The 20,210-nt window shown below is 65.4% G+C and carries 10 protein-coding genes; 3 read left to right on the forward strand and 7 right to left on the reverse strand.

The annotated features are described in order from the left end of the window. The first annotated feature begins 13 nt into the window (after positions 1-13). Positions 14-2,086: an acyltransferase family protein gene (locus tag V3B64_RS03365; protein ID WP_329913616.1), complete on the forward strand. Its 2,073-nt coding sequence runs from the start codon at positions 14-16 to the stop codon at positions 2,084-2,086. Between the two features lie 212 nt (positions 2,087-2,298). Here V3B64_RS03365 and metH read toward each other — a convergent pair whose 3' ends face one another. Genes metH through V3B64_RS03380 form a run of 3 tightly spaced genes read right to left on the reverse strand, consistent with a single transcriptional unit; the run spans position 2,299 to position 7,075 of the window. Further along, positions 2,299-4,983 (reverse strand): methionine synthase, encoded by a 2,685-nt coding sequence (gene metH / locus V3B64_RS03370; protein WP_329913617.1) that lies wholly within the window; start codon positions 4,981-4,983, stop codon positions 2,299-2,301. 57 nt (positions 4,984-5,040) lie between these two features. After that, positions 5,041-6,132 carry a homocysteine S-methyltransferase family protein gene (locus tag V3B64_RS03375; RefSeq protein ID WP_329913618.1) on the reverse strand — a complete coding sequence of 364 codons (1,092 nt, stop codon included), beginning with the start codon at positions 6,130-6,132 and terminating at the stop codon, positions 5,041-5,043. Between the two features lie 13 nt (positions 6,133-6,145). Then, the gene (locus tag V3B64_RS03380; protein WP_032127664.1) at positions 6,146-7,075 is read right to left on the reverse strand and encodes a metalloregulator ArsR/SmtB family transcription factor; all 930 of its coding nucleotides are present in this window, start codon (positions 7,073-7,075) and stop codon (positions 6,146-6,148) included. Positions 7,076-7,228: 153 nt separating this feature from the next. Between V3B64_RS03380 and V3B64_RS03385 the strand changes: the two genes are divergently transcribed. Continuing rightward, on the forward strand, positions 7,229-8,377 hold the full coding sequence (locus V3B64_RS03385; protein WP_032127665.1) for an acyl-CoA dehydrogenase family protein: 1,149 nt from the start codon (positions 7,229-7,231) through the stop codon (positions 8,375-8,377). Positions 8,378-8,422: 45 nt separating this feature from the next. Here V3B64_RS03385 and V3B64_RS03390 read toward each other — a convergent pair whose 3' ends face one another. The 4 genes from V3B64_RS03390 to V3B64_RS03405 form a co-directional block, all read right to left on the reverse strand. Continuing rightward, positions 8,423-9,340, reverse strand: coding sequence for a hypothetical protein (locus V3B64_RS03390; protein ID WP_329913619.1), 918 nt, complete (start codon positions 9,338-9,340; stop codon positions 8,423-8,425). 358 nt (positions 9,341-9,698) lie between these two features. After that, positions 9,699-12,872: a multidrug efflux RND transporter permease subunit gene (locus tag V3B64_RS03395; RefSeq protein WP_049400218.1), complete on the reverse strand. Its 3,174-nt coding sequence runs from the start codon at positions 12,870-12,872 to the stop codon at positions 9,699-9,701. A gap of 15 nt (positions 12,873-12,887) precedes the next feature. Then, positions 12,888-14,156 carry an efflux RND transporter periplasmic adaptor subunit gene (locus V3B64_RS03400; RefSeq protein WP_049422071.1) on the reverse strand — a complete coding sequence of 423 codons (1,269 nt, stop codon included), beginning with the start codon at positions 14,154-14,156 and terminating at the stop codon, positions 12,888-12,890. Next, positions 14,156-14,812, reverse strand: a complete 657-nt coding sequence (locus tag V3B64_RS03405) for a TetR/AcrR family transcriptional regulator (RefSeq protein WP_032127669.1) — start codon at positions 14,810-14,812, stop codon at positions 14,156-14,158. The genes V3B64_RS03400 and V3B64_RS03405 overlap by 1 nt, the downstream gene beginning before the upstream one ends. 250 nt (positions 14,813-15,062) lie before the next feature. On the opposite strand from V3B64_RS03405, the gene V3B64_RS03410 reads away from it, so the two are divergent. Next, the gene (locus tag V3B64_RS03410; RefSeq protein WP_149909403.1) at positions 15,063-20,039 is read left to right on the forward strand and encodes an NAD-glutamate dehydrogenase domain-containing protein; all 4,977 of its coding nucleotides are present in this window, start codon (positions 15,063-15,065) and stop codon (positions 20,037-20,039) included. The last annotated feature ends 171 nt before the right edge of the window (positions 20,040-20,210 follow it).

A 20,210-nucleotide genomic window follows, 5' to 3' on the forward strand; every position in this document is an offset into this window, starting at 1 on the left:
TTGGGGGGAAGGGATGACCGCTGATCCAAGCCGCGGCTACGTGCCGCACATTGACGGCCTGCGCGCGATTGCCGTGCTGGCCGTCATCGTGTTCCACCTGGACCCGGCCTGGTTGCCGGGCGGGTTCACCGGCGTAGACGTGTTCTTCGTCATTTCCGGGTTCGTGGTCAGCGCGTCGGTGCACCGGCTGCCGCCGTTGTCGCTGTGGCAGTCGATGCTGCGCTTCTATTCGCGTCGCATCCGCCGCATCGCACCTGCGCTGATCAGCTGCCTGCTGTTGACCGCCGTCGGCAGCGTGCTGTTCATTCCCGAGTCCTGGCTCAGCGAGGCCAGTGACAAGACCGGGCTGATGGCATTCTTCGGCTTCAGCAACTGGGTGCTGGCGCTGATCGGCAACGACTATTTCGCGCCCAAGGCCGAATTCAATCCCTATACCCATACCTGGTCGCTGGGCGTGGAGGAGCAGTTCTACCTGCTGTTCCCGCTGCTGTTCCTGGCCTGGGCGCGCGGCGTGCGCGGGCGTTGGATCAGCCTTGGCCTGTTTGCCGTGGTCAGCGCGGCGTCGCTGCTGCATGCGGCGGTGCTGGGCCTGCGCGAGGCGCCGCCATCGTGGGCGTTCTACGCCACCACTACGCGGCTGTGGCAGCTGGGCGTTGGCGTACTGCTGTTCCAGCTGCTGCATGTTCGCCAGCCAGTGGATGCGGTGACGACGATTGCACTGAAGCGCGCTGCGCCCGTGTTCTCGCTGCTCGCGATGGTGGCGCTGGCCTTGCTGTGCTGGGCATTGTGGACCGCACGGGCCGGACGTTCGCCGTGGCCTGATGGCCTGCTGCCGACCTTTGCTGCGGCAGGCCTGCTGTGGGCGCTGCATCATCATCCCCGGTCCTGGGTGGCACGCCTGTTGGCCAGCAGGCCGATGCGCTCCATCGGCCTGCTGTCGTACTCGCTGTATCTGTGGCACTGGCCGGTATTCGTGCTGATGCGCTGGACCGTGGGCCTGCAGACACCCCTGCAGATGAGCGCTGCGCTGGCGCTGGTGCTGCTGCTGTCGTGGTTGTCGTGGCGCTGGGTGGAGCAACCGTTCCGGGGCCCCTTGGCGCAGCGTCTGCGCCCCGGTCGCTGGGTGCTGGCAGGTTCGGCTGTGCTGCTGGTCGCGGCCGGCACCCAGACGCTGCTGTACCTGCAGGCACCGCGGATATCACTGAGCACGGTCAGTCGGCATCCCGGCGACTGGTATCCCAACGGCAAGAGCGTGGCAGGCGACTATCCTGACTGCAGCCTGGTGACCACCAAGCGACGCTTCGAAGGTGGCAGCATGCGGACCTATGCGCGTGGTGACTGCGATCGGCCGGTGCCTGCCGGTGCGCCGAAGCAGGTGTTCGTTGCTGGCGATTCGCATGCAATGGCCTACATCGAGCTGCTGCAGCGGCTGGCGCTTGAGAGTGGCTCGGAGGTGATTCTCTACGGTCGTGGTGGATGCCCGCAGGTGAGCCTGCAGAAGTGGCGCGGCGCGGGTGCCGATTGCAGTGATTTCGACGCAGCGATGCTCGCCGATGTCACGCAGCGTGCGCAGCCAGGTGATGCTGTGGTGCTGGTGTCGCTGCGGATACCGCGCTTGTCCGATCAGTTCGTATTGTTCGATGCGCAGGCGCAGCTGGCGGGCGAGCTGACCCCGGAAGCCACTGCAGGACGCGAGGCCGAAGTGGCCGAGGCGATCACCCAGTGGAAACCGTTGGCCGAGCGCGGTGTGCGAATTGTGCTGGAGGCGCCCAAACCGGTGCTGCCGGCGCCGCCGTATCGCTGCTCTGACCGCTTCAATTCACGCAACGAGGTCTGCCGCAACGGCCTGGACAGCACGCGTGAGGCGATGGAAACGCTGCGTGCGCCGATGCTGGGCAGCCTGCAGCAGGTGGTCGATGGCCTGTCAGGGGGTGTGCTGTGGGATCCGATGCCGGTGCTGTGTGATGACGTGCTGTGCCCGGCGCAGCGCGATGGCCGGCCGTTGTTCTTCGATGGCGATCACCTCAGCGCGCATGGCAACCGTGTGCTGCTGCCGTCGCTGCAGCAGGTACTGCGGCAGCAGTAGGACCGCGCCGGCGTCAGGCCTTGAAGCGGCTCCGGCGTGCGCGGATCAGTGGCAGGCTCGGTGCGAAGAAGCACAGCAGTGCGCCGACCAGGGCAAACGACACCGGACGAGAAACCGTCAAAGCCCAGCGCAATGATGAAGCGAAAAGGGGACGGAGGGGATTAAGTCGTTTGTGCCCAAAACGACTTAATCCCCTCCGTCCCCTTTTTGTGTCATTCGGGGTCGTAGTCTAGGTTGGAGGCCAGCCAGCGCTCGGCCTGGGCGCGGTCCACGCCCTTGCGGCGGGCGTAGTCGCTGACCTGCTCGCGGCTGAGGCGGCCGACCACGAAGTACTGGCTCTGCGGATGGCTGAAGTAGTAGCCCGAAACGGCCGCCGTAGGCAGCATCGCGAAGCTCTCGGTCAGTTCCATGCCGGCGTTGGCTTCGGCCTGCAGCAGGTCGAACAGGCGCCGTTTCTCGCTGTGCTCCGGGCAGGCGGGGTAACCCGGTGCCGGGCGGATGCCGCTGTACTGCTCGTCGATCAGTGCCTCGTTGTCCAGTGTCTCGGCATGGTCGTAGCCCCAGAAATCGATGCGCACGCGCTGGTGCAGGCGCTCGGCCAGCGCTTCGGCGAAACGGTCGGCGAGGGCCTTCAGCAGGATCGCGTTGTAGTCATCGTGGTCGGCTTCGAAGCGCGCGACGTGCGTGTCGATGCCGATGCCGGCAGTGACGGCGAAGGCGCCGATCCAATCCTGCTTGCCGCTGTCGGCCGGGGCGATGAAATCGGCCAGGCAGAAATCCGGGCGCTCGGCCGGCTTGTCCACCTGCTGGCGCAGGAAGTGCAGGGTGGTCTCGCCCTGCGGGTGCTGCACGCGCACGTCGTCGCCGATGCTGTTGGCCGGCCACAGGCCGAACACGGCCTTGGCGGTCAGCCATTTCTCATTGACGATGCGCTCAAGCATCGCGCGGGCGTCCCTGTACAGATCGCTGGCCTGGGTGCCGACGATCTCGTCGGTGAGGATGGCCGGGAACTTGCCGGCCAGCTCCCAGGCCTGGAAGAACGGCGTCCAGTCGATGTAGTCGACCAGTTCGGCCAGCGGGTAGTCGTCAAATACGTGCAGGCCGGGCTGGTTCGGTGCCGGCGGCGTGTAGGTGTCCCAGTCGCCCTGGAACTTCTGCCCACGCGCGTGTTCCAGCGAAACCAGGCGCTTGGCATCGCCACGGTTGCGATGGCGCGCGCGGATCTCGGCATAGTCGGCCTCGTTGGCGGCGACGAAGGCCTCGCGCAGGTCACGCGAGATCAGCGACTGAGCCACGCCGACCGCGCGCGAGGCGTCCTTCACCCACACCGTGGGCGCCTTGTAATGTGGGTCGATCTTCAGCGCGGTGTGCGCGCGCGAGGTGGTCGCTCCACCGATCAGCAGCGGCAGGTCGAAGCCCTGGCGCTGCATCTCCCGGGCCACGTGGCTCATCTCTTCCAGTGATGGAGTGATCAGGCCGGACAGGCCGATCAGGTCGGCGTTGTGCTCGCGCGCGGCATCGAGGATCTTCTGCGCCGGCACCATCACGCCAAGGTCGACCACCTCGAAGTTGTTGCAGGCCAGGACTACGCCGACGATGTTCTTGCCGATGTCATGCACATCCCCCTTCACCGTGGCCATGATGATCTTGCCGTTGCTCTTGGCGGTGTCGCCACTGCGCGCCTTCTCGGCCTCGATGTAGGGCAGCAGGTAGGCCACGGCCTTCTTCATCACGCGCGCGGATTTCACCACCTGCGGCAGGAACATCTTGCCGGCGCCGAACAGGTCGCCGACCACGTTCATGCCATCCATCAACGGACCTTCGATCACATCCAGCGGGCGGCTGGAGGCCTGCCGGGCCAGTTCGGTGTCTTCCTCGACGTAGGCATCCAGGCCGTGCACCAGTGCGTGCGCCAGGCGCTGCGCCACCGGCTTGTCGCGCCAGCCCAGGTCCTCGGTCCTGGCCGCGCCCTTCCGTCCCTTGTAGCGTTCGGCGATCTCCAGCAGGCGCTCGGTGGCATCGCTGCGGCGGTTGAGGATCACATCCTCGACGCGCTCGCGCAGTTCCGGTTCCAGCTCGTCATAGATCGGCATGGCGCCGGCGTTGACGATGCCCATGTCCATGCCGGCAGCGATGGCGTGGTACAGGAACACCGAGTGGATGGCCTGGCGCACCGTTTCGTTGCCGCGGAACGAGAACGAGACGTTGGAAACACCGCCGGACACATGGCAGTGCGGCAGCGTCTGCTTGATGATGCGGGTGGCTTCGATGAAGTCCACCGCATAGTTGTCGTGCTCTTCGATGCCGGTGGCGACGGCGAAGATGTTCGGGTCGAAGATGATGTCCTGCGGTGGGAAGCCGATCTCGTCGACCAGGATGCGGTAGGCGCGGGTGCAGATCTCGACTTTGCGTGCGCAGGTGTCAGCCTGGCCGCTTTCGTCGAATGCCATCACCACCGCGGCCGCGCCATAGCGCAGGACCTTGCGTGCGTGCTCGCGGAACAGCGCCTCGCCTTCCTTCAGCGAGATCGAATTGACCACGCTCTTGCCCTGCAGGCACTTCAGGCCGGCCTCGATCACGCTCCACTTGGAGGAGTCGACCATCACCGGAATACGGGCGATGTCCGGCTCGGACATGATCAGGTTGAGGTAGCGGGTCATCGCCGCTTCCGAATCGATCAGGCCCTCGTCCATGTTGACGTCGAGGATCTGCGCACCGCTGGCCACCTGCTGGCGGGCCACGTCCACCGCTTCTTCGTAGCGGCCTTCCTTGATGAGCTTGCGGAACTGCGCGCTGCCGGTGACGTTGGTGCGCTCGCCGACGTTGATGAACAGAAGGTCCGGAGTGATGACCAGAGGTTCCAGGCCGGACAGGCGGGTAGGGCGGACAGGCGTCATGGCAGGCGTCAGCTCAACAGCAATAGGGCGGGAAGTGCGGAACGGTGGCGGCGACATTCATGCGGTCTGCTCCTGGATACCGGGCAGGGCGCGCGGCGGCAGCCCGGCCACGGCCTCGGCGATTGCGCGGATATGGTCAGGGGTGGAGCCACAGCAGCCACCGACCAGGTTCAACAGGCCATCCTCGGCGAAACCGCGCAGGGTGCTGGCCATGTCCTCGGGCGTCTCGTCGTACTCGCCGAAGGCATTGGGCAGGCCTGCGTTGGGGTGCGCGCTGACGTAGCAGTCGGCGACCTGCGAAAGGGTTTCCACGTGCGGGCGCATCGCATCGGCACCCAGTGCGCAGTTCAGGCCGATCGACAATGGGCGCGCATGCGCGAGCGACGCGTGGAAGGCCTCGGCGGTCTGCCCGGACAGCGTGCGTCCCGAGGCATCAGTGATGGTGCCGGAGATCATCACGGGCAACCTTGCGCCGCGTGCATCGAAGGCCTCCTCCAGTGCATACAACGCGGCCTTGGCATTGAGCGTGTCGAAGATGGTCTCGACCATGATGGTGTCGGCGCCGCCGTCGATCAGGCCGTCAATGGCTTCGCGGTACGTGTCGCGAAGCTCGTCGAAGCTGGTGTTGCGAAAGCCCGGATCGTTGACATCGGGACTGATCGAGGCGGTGCGGCTGGTCGGGCCGATCACCCCGATCACGAAGCGTGGCTTGCCTGGTGTGGTTGCGGCTACTGTATCGCAGCAGGTGCGTGCCACCGCTGCGCCAGCCTTGTTCAATTCGTACACCAGGTGTTCGAGGTGGTAGTCGGCCTGGCTGACCGACGTGGCGTTGAAGGTGTTGGTCTCGACCAGATCCGCGCCCGCTTCGAGGTAGGCGGTATGGATGTCGGCGACGATCTGCGGCCGGGTCAGCAGCAGCAGATCGTTGTTGCCCTTCAGGTCATGCCCTTCCTGCACGGCGTGGTCGCAAGCGGGGCCATGCACATGATCGTAGCCACCGGCGAAGCGCTCGCCGCGGTAGTCGTCTTCCTGCAGGCCATGGCGCTGGATCATGGTGCCCATCGCGCCGTCGATGATCAGGATCCGCTCGCGCAGGGCGTCGAGCAGGGCGTTGGCACGATCAGGATGCAACCAGGGCAGGGCAGGCATGGCGATCTCGGGCTCAGGGCTTGTTGGCGATCAGTGAAATCACTTCGAAGTGCGGCGGACGCTTTTCGCGGGTGACCGTCTCCAGGCTGGATACCTGCAGGCCGGCCTTGTCGACGAACCTGCGCAGCTCCTTGTCGCTGAAGCCGAGGTTGACGTGGCCGTAGGCCTCCACCGCCGCCTTGTGCTCGTGGCGGGCCAGGCTGCACAGCAGCAGGCGGCCGCCGGAGCGCAGCACGCGCGCGGCTTCGGTCACCGCCTGCGCCGGTTTGCTGGCGTAGGTCAGCGCATGCATCAGCACCACCAGGTCGAAGCTGCCGTCCTTGAACGGCAGCGCATGCATGTCGCCCTCGCGCACTTCCACATTGGGCAGGCGGCGCAGGCGCTCGCTGGCGGCGGCAACCACGCGCGCGCTGGTATCGATGCAGATGTAGCGCTTGGCATGCGGGGCGACGAGTTCGGCCAGCACGCCGTCACCGGAGGCGATGTCCAGCACGTCGCCGGTCTCCAGCAGCGGCAACGCGGTACGCGCGAGGGCTTCCCAGGTGCGGCCGGGAGAATAGTGGCGCTCCATGTCGCCGGCCACGCTGTCGGCCCAGTTCTGGTCGGAGGCACGGTGGGCCAGCACGGCGGCGACACGTTCAGCGTCCTGCCGCAGCAAGGGGTCGTCGCTTCCATTGCTCAAGGCATGCCACAATGCACGCTGCGCCGGGTCCAGCTGGGCCTCGTCGAAGCGGTAATAGGCCGACACGCCCGCACGGCGGTCGCGGACCAGGCCGGCTTCCTTCAGGCGCGCCAGGTGGGTGGATACCCGTGGCTGTGCCAGCCGGGTGATCGCCGACAGTTCGGCCACGGTCAGTTCCTCCTGCTCCAGCAGCGCCAGCAGGCGCACGCGGGTGGCATCGGCGAACACCTTGAGGCGGGTCGACCAGTCTTCCAGATCCATAAATATCTACCTATCGCGATATAGAGATATATTCGCTGAGAACGCCTGCCGCGGTCAAGTCGCTGGCGTACGGAAACTGGCGGGCCCCGGTACAATCGAGGCACCTGGGCGCGCGGTGCGCGGCCCATAACTTCATGTACCCGGGAGGGTGTTGTGGATTTCAGCTTTACTGAAGAGCAGTTGATGCTGCAGGACGTGGCGCGGCGCATCGCGCAGGAAAAGATCGCCCCCAGCGCGGAGCACCATGACCGCACCGGCGAGTTCCCGCTGGACAACATCCGCCTGCTGGGCGAAAACGGCCTGATGGGCATCGAAGTGCCGACCGAATACGGTGGCGCGGGCATGGACCCGGTGGCGTACGTGTTGGCGATGGTGGAGGTCGCCGCCGCCGACGCAGCCCATTCGACCATCATGTCGGTCAACAACTCGCTGTTCTGCAACGGCATCCTCACCCACGGTACCGAGGAACAGAAGCAGACCTACGTGCGTGCCATCGCCGAAGGCGAGGCCATCGGCGCGTTCGCGCTGACCGAGCCGCAGTCCGGTTCGGACGCCACCGCCATGCGCTGCCGTGCAGTGAAGCAGGCCGATGGCACCTTCGTCATCAACGGCAAGAAGAGCTGGATCACCTCCGGCCCGGTGGCCAAGTACATCGTGCTGTTCGCAATGAGCGAGCCGGAAAAGGGCGCGCGCGGCATCACCGCCTTCATCATCGATACCGACAAGGCGGGCTTCGGTCGCGGCAAGACGGAGCCGAAGCTCGGCATCCGCGCTTCGGCCACCTGCGAGATCGAGTTCAACGACTACGTGGCGCAGGCTGAAGACGTGCTGGGCCAGGAAGGCGAGGGCTTCAAGATCGCCATGAGCGTGCTCGATGCTGGCCGCATCGGTATCGCCTCGCAGGCCATCGGCATCGCCCGTGCCGCCTATGAAGCGACCCTGGAGTACGTGAAGGAGCGCAAGGCGTTCGGCGCGGCCATCGGTACCTTCCAGATGACCCAGGCCAAGATCGCCGACATGAAGTGCAAGCTGGACGCGGCGCTGCTGCTGACCCTGCGCGCGGCGTGGGTGAAGGGCCAGGGCAAGCGCTTCAGCACGGAAGCGGCGGTGGCCAAGCTGACCGCCTCGGAAGCGGCGATGTGGATCACCCACCAGGCCGTGCAGATTCATGGCGGCATGGGATACTCGAAGGAAATGCCGCTGGAGCGCTACTTCCGTGATGCCAAGATCACCGAGATCTACGAGGGCACCTCGGAAATCCAGCGCCTGGTGATCGCCCGCAACGAGACCGGACTGCGCTGATGGACGCGACGGGGCGGCGATTGCCGCCCCGTTTCTTTTGTACGATCAACGTGGCAATCGGCAAACAATATCCTTTCCATTCCATTCACAGACGATCTGAAGTGATTCCTGTGGCATTCCCGGATGCATGGTCACGCCATAGAGCCGGGCCGAGTCCACCCATCGTTCGAGCTCGTCGTGATCGTCAAAGCGATAGCTGCCGATGAAGTTCCGGGCCAAATCCGGATCGGTTGCTGCACCATACGGAATCTTGTTGCCCTTGGCGTCAAGGCTTTCACCTTGCACATAGCGGGCTCTATCAACCGCAGAAGGCGTGATGACCAGCGTGGTTTTTGAACCATCGCGCCATGTGATCCGATAGATGGCGCTGTCAATGCCGATGGTCTTGCTGACGAAGCTCAGTCCGATCGACGAAAGGAACGTCGCCATGCTGTTCCAGGCGGCCGACGAAGTCGTTGCGCCTGTGAACGCCTTGCCAATATCACCTTCCAGTCTTGATCGCTCAGTGGCCATCTGAACGACATCGTAGGCGTTGAGGCTCTTGTGCTCTTCCGGAAAGCTTATGCCGTTGGCGAATTGCGGATCATCTGGATGCACCTCGTACTGGATTCCTCTTCCGGCCCACTGCCGCGGCGCGAACTGTACGGTTGGCACGTTGTTGTCGAGCATGCCCATGATTCGATTGAAGGATGCGTTGATTGGCCCGGGAATCTGCGCCCTTGTTGCGCGGTAGCGACGTAGCTCGCGATCGTATTCCACATCGAAACCATGAATCCGGCGCTGCTGGAAGTCGGCGACGATGGTGGGCCCCGTGCCCGAGGAAAGTGCCAATGCGCGCGGGTCACGACAGTTGTCGCAGACGAGGACGCCCTTGGCGCGGGCTTCCTGGATACTGCCGGCTGCAAACAACGTGCTGAGCAGCAGAGCGGTGCGGCTGAAGAATCGTAGAGCTTTTCCATCCATGACTTGTCTCCTGGGACGGCATCGGATCGATTGCCGTAGAAACATCTGGATAGCAACGATCAGGACGTATCGGACCTCTGCGCGGCCAGAAATCCAACGTTGGGGTTGTCTGCGAACCCGGGAGACGCCTTGAGCGCGAGTGTGGCGTGCGATCCCATACGGTGCAGCGGTCCGGTGTTCGCAATGTGGGCTGGATGCGACCTGCCTCCGGCGCCACCATAGGCACCGTGGTTGCACTGCTGCGCTGACACGTGGCACTGCAAAGCGCCAACCAAGGTTGGCGACTACCGGCTTCATGGCACGAATGAAAAAGGCCCCGGATCGCTCCGGGGCCTTTTCGTTTCAACTCACCGCCGGATCAACGATCCGGGCGGTGCGCGGCTTCCGCGTCGCGCTGGCGCTCCATGAATTCCTTGGAGGACTCATCCAGCTTGTCACCCAGCATGCGGCGCACGACCACGAAGAACACCGGGATCATCAGCAGGCCGAGCAGGGTGGCGAACAGCATGCCGCCGATCACGCCGGTGCCGATGGCGTGGCGGGAGTTGGCGCCGGCGCCGGTGGAGATCGCCATCGGGATCACGCCCATGATGAACGCGAACGAGGTCATCAGGATCGGTCGGAAACGCAGGCGTGCCGCCTCGATGGTGGCATCGCGCAGGGTCTTGCCTGCTGCGCGCTGCTCCACCGCGAACTCCACGATCAGGATCGCGTTCTTGGCGGCCAGGCCGATCACGGTGATCAGGCCGATCTTGAAGAACAGATCGTTCGGCAGGCCACGCAGCATCGACAGGCCGAGGGCGCCAAGCACGCCCAGCGGCACCACCAGCAGCACTGCCACCGGGATCGACCAGCTTTCATACAACGCGGCCAGGCACAGGAACACCACCACGATCGACAGCACCAGCAGCAGCGTCGCCGCGTTGCCGGCCAGGATTTCCTGGTAGGACATGCCCGACCAGTCGTAGCCGAAGCCAGCCGGCAGATCGTCGTTGACGATGCCTTCCATGGTCTGCATCGCCTCACCCGAGCTGGTGCCCGGTGCCTGCGAGCCGACGATGTTGATCGCCGAGTAGCCGTTGTAGCGGCTCAGCGACGGCGGTGCCGACACCCATTCGGACTTGACCACCGTATTGAGCGGGATCATCGCATTGGTGCCGTCGGCATTCGTGGTCAGGCTGGACGGGCTGTAGAAGCTCTTCAGCGACTCCTGGCCGGTGCGGTACGGACCATCGGCCTGCATGGTCACGCGCTTGATGCGGCCTTCGTAGAAGAAGTCGTTCACGTACACCGGGGCCAGCATCAGCTGGATGGTGCTGTACACGTCCGACACCGACATGCCCATCGACTGCGCCTGCACGCGGTCGACATGCAGCTGCAGCTGCGGGGCGTTTTCCAGGCCGTTCGGGCGTACGCCCACCAGATGGTCGGGCTTCTGCGCAGCCTGGCCAAGCAGGATGTTGCGCGCCTGGGTCAGCTGCTCGTAGCCGGCACCGCTGCGGTCCTGCAGCCACATGTCGAAGCCGCCGAACTGGCCGAGGCCCTGCACGGTGGGCAGGTTGACCACGAAGATCTGCGCTTCCTTGATGCCGTAGAACGCGCCGTTCATGTTCTGGATGAACTCGGGCGCGGTGAACTTGCGTTCCTCCCATGGCTTCAGGCGGATGAAGCCCATGCCCACGTTCTCGCCGGAACCGACGAAGCTGAAACCGGCCACCTGCAGCATGCCTTCATAGCCGTCCTGCTTTTCCAGGATGCCACGCATCTGCGCGAACACTTCGTTGGTCTGGCCCTTGGTCGAGCCCGGCGGCAACTGCACGATCGCCAGCGCATAGCCCTGGTCTTCTTCCGGCAGGAAGCTGCCCGGCATGCGGGTGAACAGGAAGCCGCACAGTGCGGTCAGCACCACGAACAGGATCATCCAGCGCGGTGCATGGCGCACCGCCGAAGTGATGTGCCCCACATAGGTATGGCTGATCTTGTCGTAGTACTTGTTGAAGGTGCGGTAGATGATGTTCGGGTTGTCGTTGTGCGTCGGCTTGAGGAAGGTCGCGCACAGCGCCGGGGTGAAGCCCAGAGCCAGGAACGCCGAGAACGCCATCGAGATGGCGATGGTCAGCGCGAACTGCTTGTAGATCTCACCGGCGGCACCGCCCTGCAGGGCGGACGGGATGAACACCGCGGCCAGTACGACGGTGATCGCCACCACCGCGCCGGTGATCTGGGTCATCGCCTTCTGCGTGGCCGGCTTCGGCGCCAGGCCTTCCTCGGTCATGATGCGTTCGACGTTCTCGATCACCACGATCGCGTCATCGACCACGATGCCGATCGCCAGCACCATCGCGAACAGGGTCAGCTGGTTGATCGTGAAGCCGATCATCCACATGCCCAGGAAGGTGCCGAGCAGGGCCACCGGGATGACCAGGGTCGGAATCAGGGTGGCGCGGAAGTTCTGCAGGAAGATCAGCATCACCAGGAACACCAGGAACACTGCTTCAAACAGTGTCTTGACCACTTCCTGGATGGAGATCTTGACGAAGGTGGTGCTGTCGTACGGCGAGAACCAGGTCACCCCGGACGGGAAGCTGGGCTGCAGCTCGTCCATCTTGGCGCGCACCGCATCGGCCACGTTCAGGGCGTTGGCGCCCGGCAGCAGCTGGATGGCGAAGGCACCGGTCGGCTTGCCGTTGTACTGGGTGTCGAAACCGTAGTTGTTGGCACCGAAGGCAACGCGGGCGATGTCCTTCATCAGCACCCGCGAACCGTCCGGATTTGCCCGCAGGATGATGTTCTCGAACTCCTGCGGCGAACTGAAGCGGCCTTCAGCCGAGACCGTGGCGGTGAAGTGCTGGCCTTCCGGCGACGGGTCCGAACCCAGCGCACCGGCGGCGAACTGCACGTTCTGCGCGCGCACCGCCGCCAGCACCTGGCTGGCCGACAGGCCATAACCCTGCATCTTCTCCGGGTTGAGCCAGATGTTCATGGCGTACTCGGAACCGAACTGCTGGGTGCTGCCGACGCCAGGAATACGCGAGACCTGATCGAGCACGCGCGAACCGACGATGTCGTTCAGGGCGTCACGGTTGATGGCCGGCGTATCGGACTGCAGCGCGATCACCATCAGGAAGCCGGCGTTGGCCTTGGCCACCACCACGCCCTGCTGGGTCACCTCCGAAGGCAGGCGTGGCGTGGCCAGCGAGACCTTGTTCTGCACCTGCACCTGGGCGATGTCCGGATCGGTACCGGTCTCGAAGGTCAGGGTGATCTGCGCGCGGCCGTTGGAGGCGGACGATGAGCTGAAGTACAGCAGGTGATCGATACCGGTCAGCTGCTGCTCGATCACCTGGGTGACCGATTTCTCGGTGGTGTCCGCACTGGCGCCCGGGTAGGTCGCCGAGACGGTGACCTGCGGCGGGGCGATGTTGGGATAGGACTCCACGCCCAGGTTGAGGATCGCGATCACGCCGCTGAGCGAGATCAGGATCGCAACCACCCAGGCGAAGACTGGATGTTCGATGAAAAATTTAGGCATGACGGAAGGTTCCCGTTACTGCTTGTTCGAATCGGTGGCGGCCGGCTTGGCCGCATCGGCCTGCTCGGGCTTGGCCGCGTCGGCCGGTGCCTTGCCTGCGGCCGGTGCTGCGCCCGCCGGAGCGGCGCCGCCTGCGGCAGGCTTGCCGTTGGCGTCCTGCCCCGGGGTCCACGGCTTGGCCACCGCCGGCGCACCTTCCTTGACCTTCTGCACGCCGGCCACGATCACCTTGTCACCGGCGGCCAGGCCGTCGCTGACCAGCCAGTTGCCGTTCTGCGCGCCATCGGTCTTCACGTTCTTGCGCACCACCTTGCCGTCGGCACCGACCACCATCACGTAGCCGCCGGTGGTGTCGCGCAGCAGCGCCTGCTGCGGCACCAGGTAGGCGTTGTTGCGCTCGCCGAGGTTGGCCTGGAAGCTGACGAAGGCGCCGGGCAGCAGGATCTGCTGCGGGTTCGGCAGCAGCGCACGCAGCGACACCGCGCCGGTGGCCGGGTCGACCGTGGTCGAAGAGAAGTCCAGCGTGCCCGGTTCGCTGTAGGTACTGCCGTCTGCCAGCTTGACGTTGACCGTAGCCTTGCCGTCACCAGACAGCGCCAGCGCACCCTTGGCCTGCTGCGCGCGCAGCTGGGTCAACTCGTCCACGCTCAGCGAGAAGTTGACGTACAGCGGGTCGAGCTGGTCGACGGTGGTCAGCAGGGTCACATCGCCCTGGCCGACCAGCGCGCCTTCGGTGACCTGCTGCTTGTTGGCCACACCGCTGATCGGCGCGGTCACTTCGGTATAGCCCAGGCTGATGCGCGAAGAGGTCACCGCCGCTTCGGCCTGCTTGACCGCGGCCAGCGCGGTGCGCTCGGCCGATTCGGCGTTGTCCAGGTCGGACTTGGAGACGAACTGCTGCGGCGCCAGCGAACGCGCGCGGTCCGCGGCCACCTTGGCATTGGCGTAGGTGGCGCGGGCCGAGGCCAGCTGGGCCTCGGAGGCATTGAGCGAAGCACGCAGCGGCGCCGGGTCGATCAGGAACAGGGGCTGGCCCTGCTTGACCTGCGAGCCTTCCTGGTAGACGCGCTTGAGCAGTACGCCCGGCACGCGCGCACGCACGTCGGCGCTGCGGAACGGCGACAGGCGGCCGACCAGCTCACGCTGCAGCGGCAGGGTCTGCGGCTTGGCGTCGATCACGCCCACCTCCGGCGGCGGGGGCGTCTGCTGTTCCGGCTTCTTGCAGGCAGCCAGCGCGACAGCAACGGCGCACGTCAAGGCAAGGGTGCGGAGTGGGGCGGTCATCAGGAGGAACTCCGGGGTTGGTTTGAAGACGGGGCCGCCGACGGCTGAGGCGCGAACGCGCGCAGGAAGCTGTCGACGGAGAACTCTGCCCAGCGCCGACGCAGCTGCGCGTCATCACGATGGGGGGTATGGAAACGCTGTTTGTCGAAATCCTGACCGGCGATCATGCTCAGCAGCAGTTCGGCCATGAAGTGCGGGTCGTCATGCCGGAGCTGGCCACGCATGCAAACGGTTTCAATCCATTCAGCAAGATGAAGCGTCAGCGCGCCGGCGCCATGCCGGTACAGCGTACGCGCCTCTTCGGGAAACTGGGCCGCGTCGGCGGCGATCAGCCGACAGGCCTGCCCTACGTGCGGTTGGTTGAAATGCTCCAGGAAGTCGGTGGCGAACTGGAGCAGGCTGGCACGCAGGTCGTCAGTGCGGAGTGCACGAACCATGGCTCCGGTAGCGTGGCCGACATGGCGCTGCATCACCCGGCGCAGCAGTTCCTGCTTGTTGCCGTAGCGCGAGTACAGGGTCTGCTTGGAGCAGCCGGCATGCTGGGCCACCGCGTCCATGCTCATCTGCATGCCCTGCTGGGCCAACAGCTCGCGCACGGCATCGAACACGCGCTCATCGCGTGCGTCGAGGGCAACGGGGAGGTAGGCCGGGTTCACGCGGTGGACTATACCGTCCAGTTCAGGATTGTGGAATCGAATCGGCGTCGCCGCGTGTGTCTTCCGGTAACACGCTTTGCCGATCCTGTCGGCAGTGCTGAAGCGCGCGCCAGCACCATACCGGTGCGAACTGAATAGGCGTCTAAACCGCAGCAAACCCGAATCTACTTATTCCGTCCTGCAGCAAGGCCTTTTCGTGCGGTAGGGCTACAATTTCATTTTCCCAACTGAGCAAGCGCATCGCTCTGCCATGAAACCGCAAAAAACCGCAGCCAAGACCGTGAAAAACAAGACCAAACCAGCAGAGTCGGAGGTCGCAGTGACCGCTGGTTTCTCCCTGGAGCCGGTGTACACGGCATTGCGCAAGCGTTACCCCGCGGCCGCACAGGCCGAAGCGGTGGCCTTCGCCACTGACTTCTACAAGCGCATGGAGTCGGACGAGTTCCCGCACCACAGCGCTGAAGAGTGGGCCGCTCTCGCGGCTGAGACGCTGGAATTCGCCCGTGCCCGCAAGGCCGGCAAGGCCAACGTCCGCGTGTTCAATCCGACCGCGAAGGCCAACGGTTGGGAATCGCCGCACACCGTGCTGCAGATCGTCAACGACGACATGCCGTTCCTGGTCGACACCGTCACCATGTCGCTGGCCGAACAGGGCGTGGGTGTTCACGTGCTGGGCCACCCGGTGCTGCGCTTCACCCGCGACAAGGCCGGCAAGCTGGTCAAGGTCGGCGAGGGTGATGCCGAGTCGGTGATGCTGCTGGAGATCGACCGCCAGCCGGCCGAAGCCATGGCGGCCATCGAGCAGGCCATCAGCAAGGCGCTGGACGAAGTGCGTGCGATCGTGCGCGACTGGCAGCCGATGAAGGACAAGGCACTGGCGCTGGCCGACGACCTGGGCAGCCGCCAGCTGCCGGTCGACGACGCGTCGCGCAAGGAAGCACAGGAATTCCTGCGCTGGGCCGCCGACAACCACTTCACCTTCTTCGGCTACCGCGAGTACCGCGTCGAGAAGCAGGGCAAGGAAGAGGTGCTGGCGCCGCTGAACGACACCGGCCTGGGCCTGATGCGCGGCAAGGACAAGTCCGCCGCCCGTCCGGTCAAGACCCTGGCCGCGCAGGGCCTGAACACCACGTCCGGGCTGAAGGACGCGCTGATCCTGACCAAGACCAATGCCCGTTCGCGCGTGCACCGCGCCGGCTACATGGACTACATCGGCGTGCTGGAATTCGACGCCAAGGGCAAGATCATCGGCGAGCAGCGCTTCCTCGGCCTGTTCACCTCCAGCGCCTACAACCGTCGCCCGTGGGAAATCCCGCTGGTGCGCCAGCGCCACGAGCACGTGATGAAGCAGTCGGGCCTGGCCTCGGCCAGCCACAGCGGCAAGGCCCTGCGCCACATCCTGGAAACCCTGCCGCGCGAAGAACTGTTCCAGTCCAGCGAGGACGAACTGTTCCGCACTGCCATGGGCGTGCTGGGCCTGCAGGAGCGCGTGCGCAGCCGCCTGTTCCTGCGCCGCGACAAGTACAGCCGTTTCATCTCCGCGCTGGTCTACCTGCCGCGTGAGCGCTTCAACACCGACGTGCGCCTGCGCATCGAAGCGATGCTGAAGGACGCGCTGCACGGCGAGTACGTGGACAGCTCGGTGGTGCTGGGCGAATCGCCGCTGGCCCAGGTGCACTTGATCGTGCGCCCCAAGCCGGGCGAAATGCTGGACGTCGATACCGCCGAACTGGAGCAGAAGCTGGCCCAGGTGCTGCGCAACTGGCAGGACGACCTGCGCGAAGCGCTGGTGACCCGCCACGGCGAAACCGAAGGCCTGCGCATCGCTGCCCGCATCGGCAAGGCACTGCCGGCCGGCTACATCGAAGACAACAGCACCGCCGTTGCCGCCAACGATGTCAGCCAGCTCGATGCCCTGACCGGCCCGGACGACCTGCGCCTGAGCCTGCAGGCCGTGCCGCGTGAATCTGGTGATGGCCTGCGCCTGAAGCTGTATCGCCAGCTGGATGACATCCCGCTGTCGGACGCGCTGCCGATGATGGAAAACATGGGCCTGCGCGTGATCGCCGAGCGTCCGTACCGCCTGTCGGTCGACAACGCGCCGGTGTACGTGCAGGACTTCGAGGTCGAGTCGACCGCCGGCGCGATCGATGCCGCCAGCGTCGATGAAGCCTTCGGCGAGACCTTCGCCCGCGTCTGGCACGGCGATGCCGAGAACGACGGCTTCAACCGCCTGGTGCTGGCTGCGGGCCTGCACTGGCGCCAGGTCGCCATGCTGCGTGGCTACTGCAAGTACCTGCTGCAGACTGGCGTGCCGTTCTCGCAGGCCTACGTGGAAGGCACCTTCGCGCGCTACCCGCTGCTGGCCCGCCTGCTGGTCGAGCTGTTCGAAGCCCGCTTCGATCCGGCTACCGGCCATGAGAGCAAGGACGATATCGCCGCCGGCCAGGCCCAGCTGAAGGCCCACTTCGATGTGCTGGCTGCTGGCGACGACGCCACCCTGAAGGTGCTCAAGACCGTGGTCGACGCCCGCAAGGGTGACCGCGATGCGCAGATGCAGGCCGCGCGCGATGCGCTGCTGAAGCTGATGGACCGCGTGTCCAGCCTGGACGAGGACCGCATCCTGCGCTCGTTCATGGGCGTGATCGACGCGACCCTGCGTACCAGCTACTACCAGACCGATGCCAACGGCCAGCACGGCCATGTCATCAGCTTCAAGTTCGATTCGGCGCTGGTGCCGGACCTGCCGAAGCCGCGCCCGTACCGCGAAATCTTCGTCTACGGCCCGCGCGTGGAAGGTACCCACCTGCGCTTCGGCGCGGTCGCCCGTGGTGGCCTGCGCTGGTCGGACCGTCGCGAAGACTTCCGTACCGAAGTGCTGGGCCTGGTCAAGGCGCAGATGGTCAAGAACACCGTCATCGTGCCGGTCGGCGCGAAGGGCGGCTTCTTCGCCAAGACCCCGCCGGTGAACGGCGACCGCGACGCGATCTTCGCCAACGGCGTGGCCTGCTACAAGCTGTTCATCCAGGGCCTGCTGGACATCACCGACAACATCGTCAACAACAAGATCGTGCCGCCGGTGGATGTCGTGCGCCACGACATGGACGATCCGTACCTGGTGGTGGCTGCCGACAAGGGCACCGCGACCTTCTCCGACATTGCCAACGGCCTGGCCATCGCGCACGGCTTCTGGATGGGCGATGCGTTCGCCTCCGGTGGTTCGGTGGGTTACGACCACAAGGGCATGGGCATCACCGCACGCGGTGCGTGGGAGTCGGTCAAGCGCCACTTCCGTGCGCTGGGCCGTGACAGCCAGAGCCAGGACTTCACCGCAGTCGGCGTCGGCGACATGTCCGGCGACGTGTTCGGCAACGGCATGCTGCTGTCGCGCCACATCCGCCTGGTCGCTGCGTTCGATCATCGCCACATCTTCCTGGACCCGAACCCGGATGCAGCCACCACGTTCGTCGAACGTGAGCGCCTGTTCACCGTGCCGCGTTCGAGCTGGGCGGACTACGATGCCAAGCTGATCAGCAAGGGTGGCGGCGTGTACCCGCGCAGCCTGAAGTCGATCGAGATCACCCCGCAGGTGCGTGAAGTGCTGGGCCTGGACGAGAACGTCAAGGCGCTGTCGCCGAACGACCTGATGAGCGCGATCCTGAAGGCACCGGTCGACCTGCTGTGGAACGGCGGCATCGGTACCTACGTCAAGGCCGCCAGCGAGCAGCACAGCGATGTCGGCGACCGCGCCAACAACGCGCTGCGCGTGAACGGTGGCGAGCTGCGCTGCAAGGTGGTGGGCGAGGGCGGCAACCTGGGCATGACCCAGCTGGGCCGCATCGAAGCTGCCCAGGCCGGCGTGCTGCTCAACACCGACTTCATCGACAACTCGGCCGGTGTCGACACCTCCGACCATGAAGTCAACATCAAGATCCTGCTCAACGATGTGGTGCGGGCGAAGAAGCTGACCGTCGAGCAGCGCAACAAGCTGCTGGCCTCGATGACCGATGAAGTCGCCGAGCTGGTGCTCAACGACAACTACCGCCAGAACCAGGCGCTGAGCCTGATGGAGCGGATGGCAGTCAAGCGCCTGGGTTCCAAGCAGCACTTCATCCGTACCCTGGAGCAGCAGGGCCTGCTTGATCGCCAGATCGAGTTCCTGCCGTCCGATGCCGAGCTGTCGCAGCGCAAGGCACGCGGCCAGGGCCTGACCCGTCCGGAGTTGTCGGTGCTGCTGTCCTACTCCAAGCTGGTGGCGTTCGCCCAGCTGCTGGATTCGGACATTCCGGAAGATCCGTACCTGTCCAAGGAGCTGCAGCGCTACTTCCCGACCCCGCTGCAGAAGAAGTACGCCGACGCAATGGAGCGTCACCGCCTGAAGCGCGAAATCATCGCCACGGCCGTGACCAACCAGACCATCAACCGCATGGGCGCCACCTTCCTGATGCGCATGCAGGAAGACACCGGCCGTTCCATCGCCGAGGTCGCCAAGGCCTACACCATCAGCCGTGAAACGCTGGATGCGCGCGCGCTGTGGGCACAGATCGATGCCCTCGACGGCAAGGTGCCGGAGTCGGTGCAGATCGATGCACTGGAAGTGATCTGGAAGCTGCAGCGCTCGTTCGTGCGCTGGCTGCTGTCGCGCCCGGGCGCGATGCCGGGCATCACCGAAGCGGTCAACCGCTACCAGGGTCCGTTCAACGACATCCGCGTTGCTTCGGGTGTGCTGCCGGATTCGCAGCGTCCGACCTACGAAGCCCTGGTGGCCGAGTGGAAGGAAAAGGGCCTGCCGTCCGCGCTGGCGCAGCAGCTGGCCGAACTGCACTTCCTGGAGCCGGCGTTCGACATCATCGAACTGGCCCGCACCCGCAAGCTGAAGCCGGTGGACGTGTCCAAGGTTCACTTCCGCCTGGGCGACGCCCTGCAGCTGCCGTGGCTGTTCGAGCAGGTCGACGCGCTGGAGGTCAATGGCCGTTGGCACGCCGTGGCACGTGGCGTGCTGCGTGACGAGCTGGCCGCCAACCACCGCAACCTGGCGGGCCAGGTGCTGGGCACCAAGGGCAGCAGTGCTGAAGCGAAGGTGGCGGCCTGGATGGGTCGCGACGACAACAGCCTGCGCTTCACCCTGGCGATGCTGGCCGAACTGGCCGAGCAGAAGACCCTGGACTACCCGACCGTCTCGGTCGCGGTGCAGCGCCTGGGCCAGCTGGCTGCACATGGTGCGTAAGTGATGTACCGCCGGGTTATGCCCGGCGTGTGTTGAACAGAACGGCCCCGCGAAAGCGGGGCCGTCTTGTTTTGCGGCGCATGCCTGGGACGGGTAGTGGCGGGGGGGGGGGGGGCCCCCCGGGGGGGCCCCCCCCCCAAGGGGCGGGGCGGGCCGCGGGCCGGGACGCCC

Source organism: Stenotrophomonas sp. SMYL86 (assembly GCF_036320025.1).
GTDB classification, from domain to species: domain Bacteria; phylum Pseudomonadota; class Gammaproteobacteria; order Xanthomonadales; family Xanthomonadaceae; genus Stenotrophomonas; species Stenotrophomonas maltophilia_A.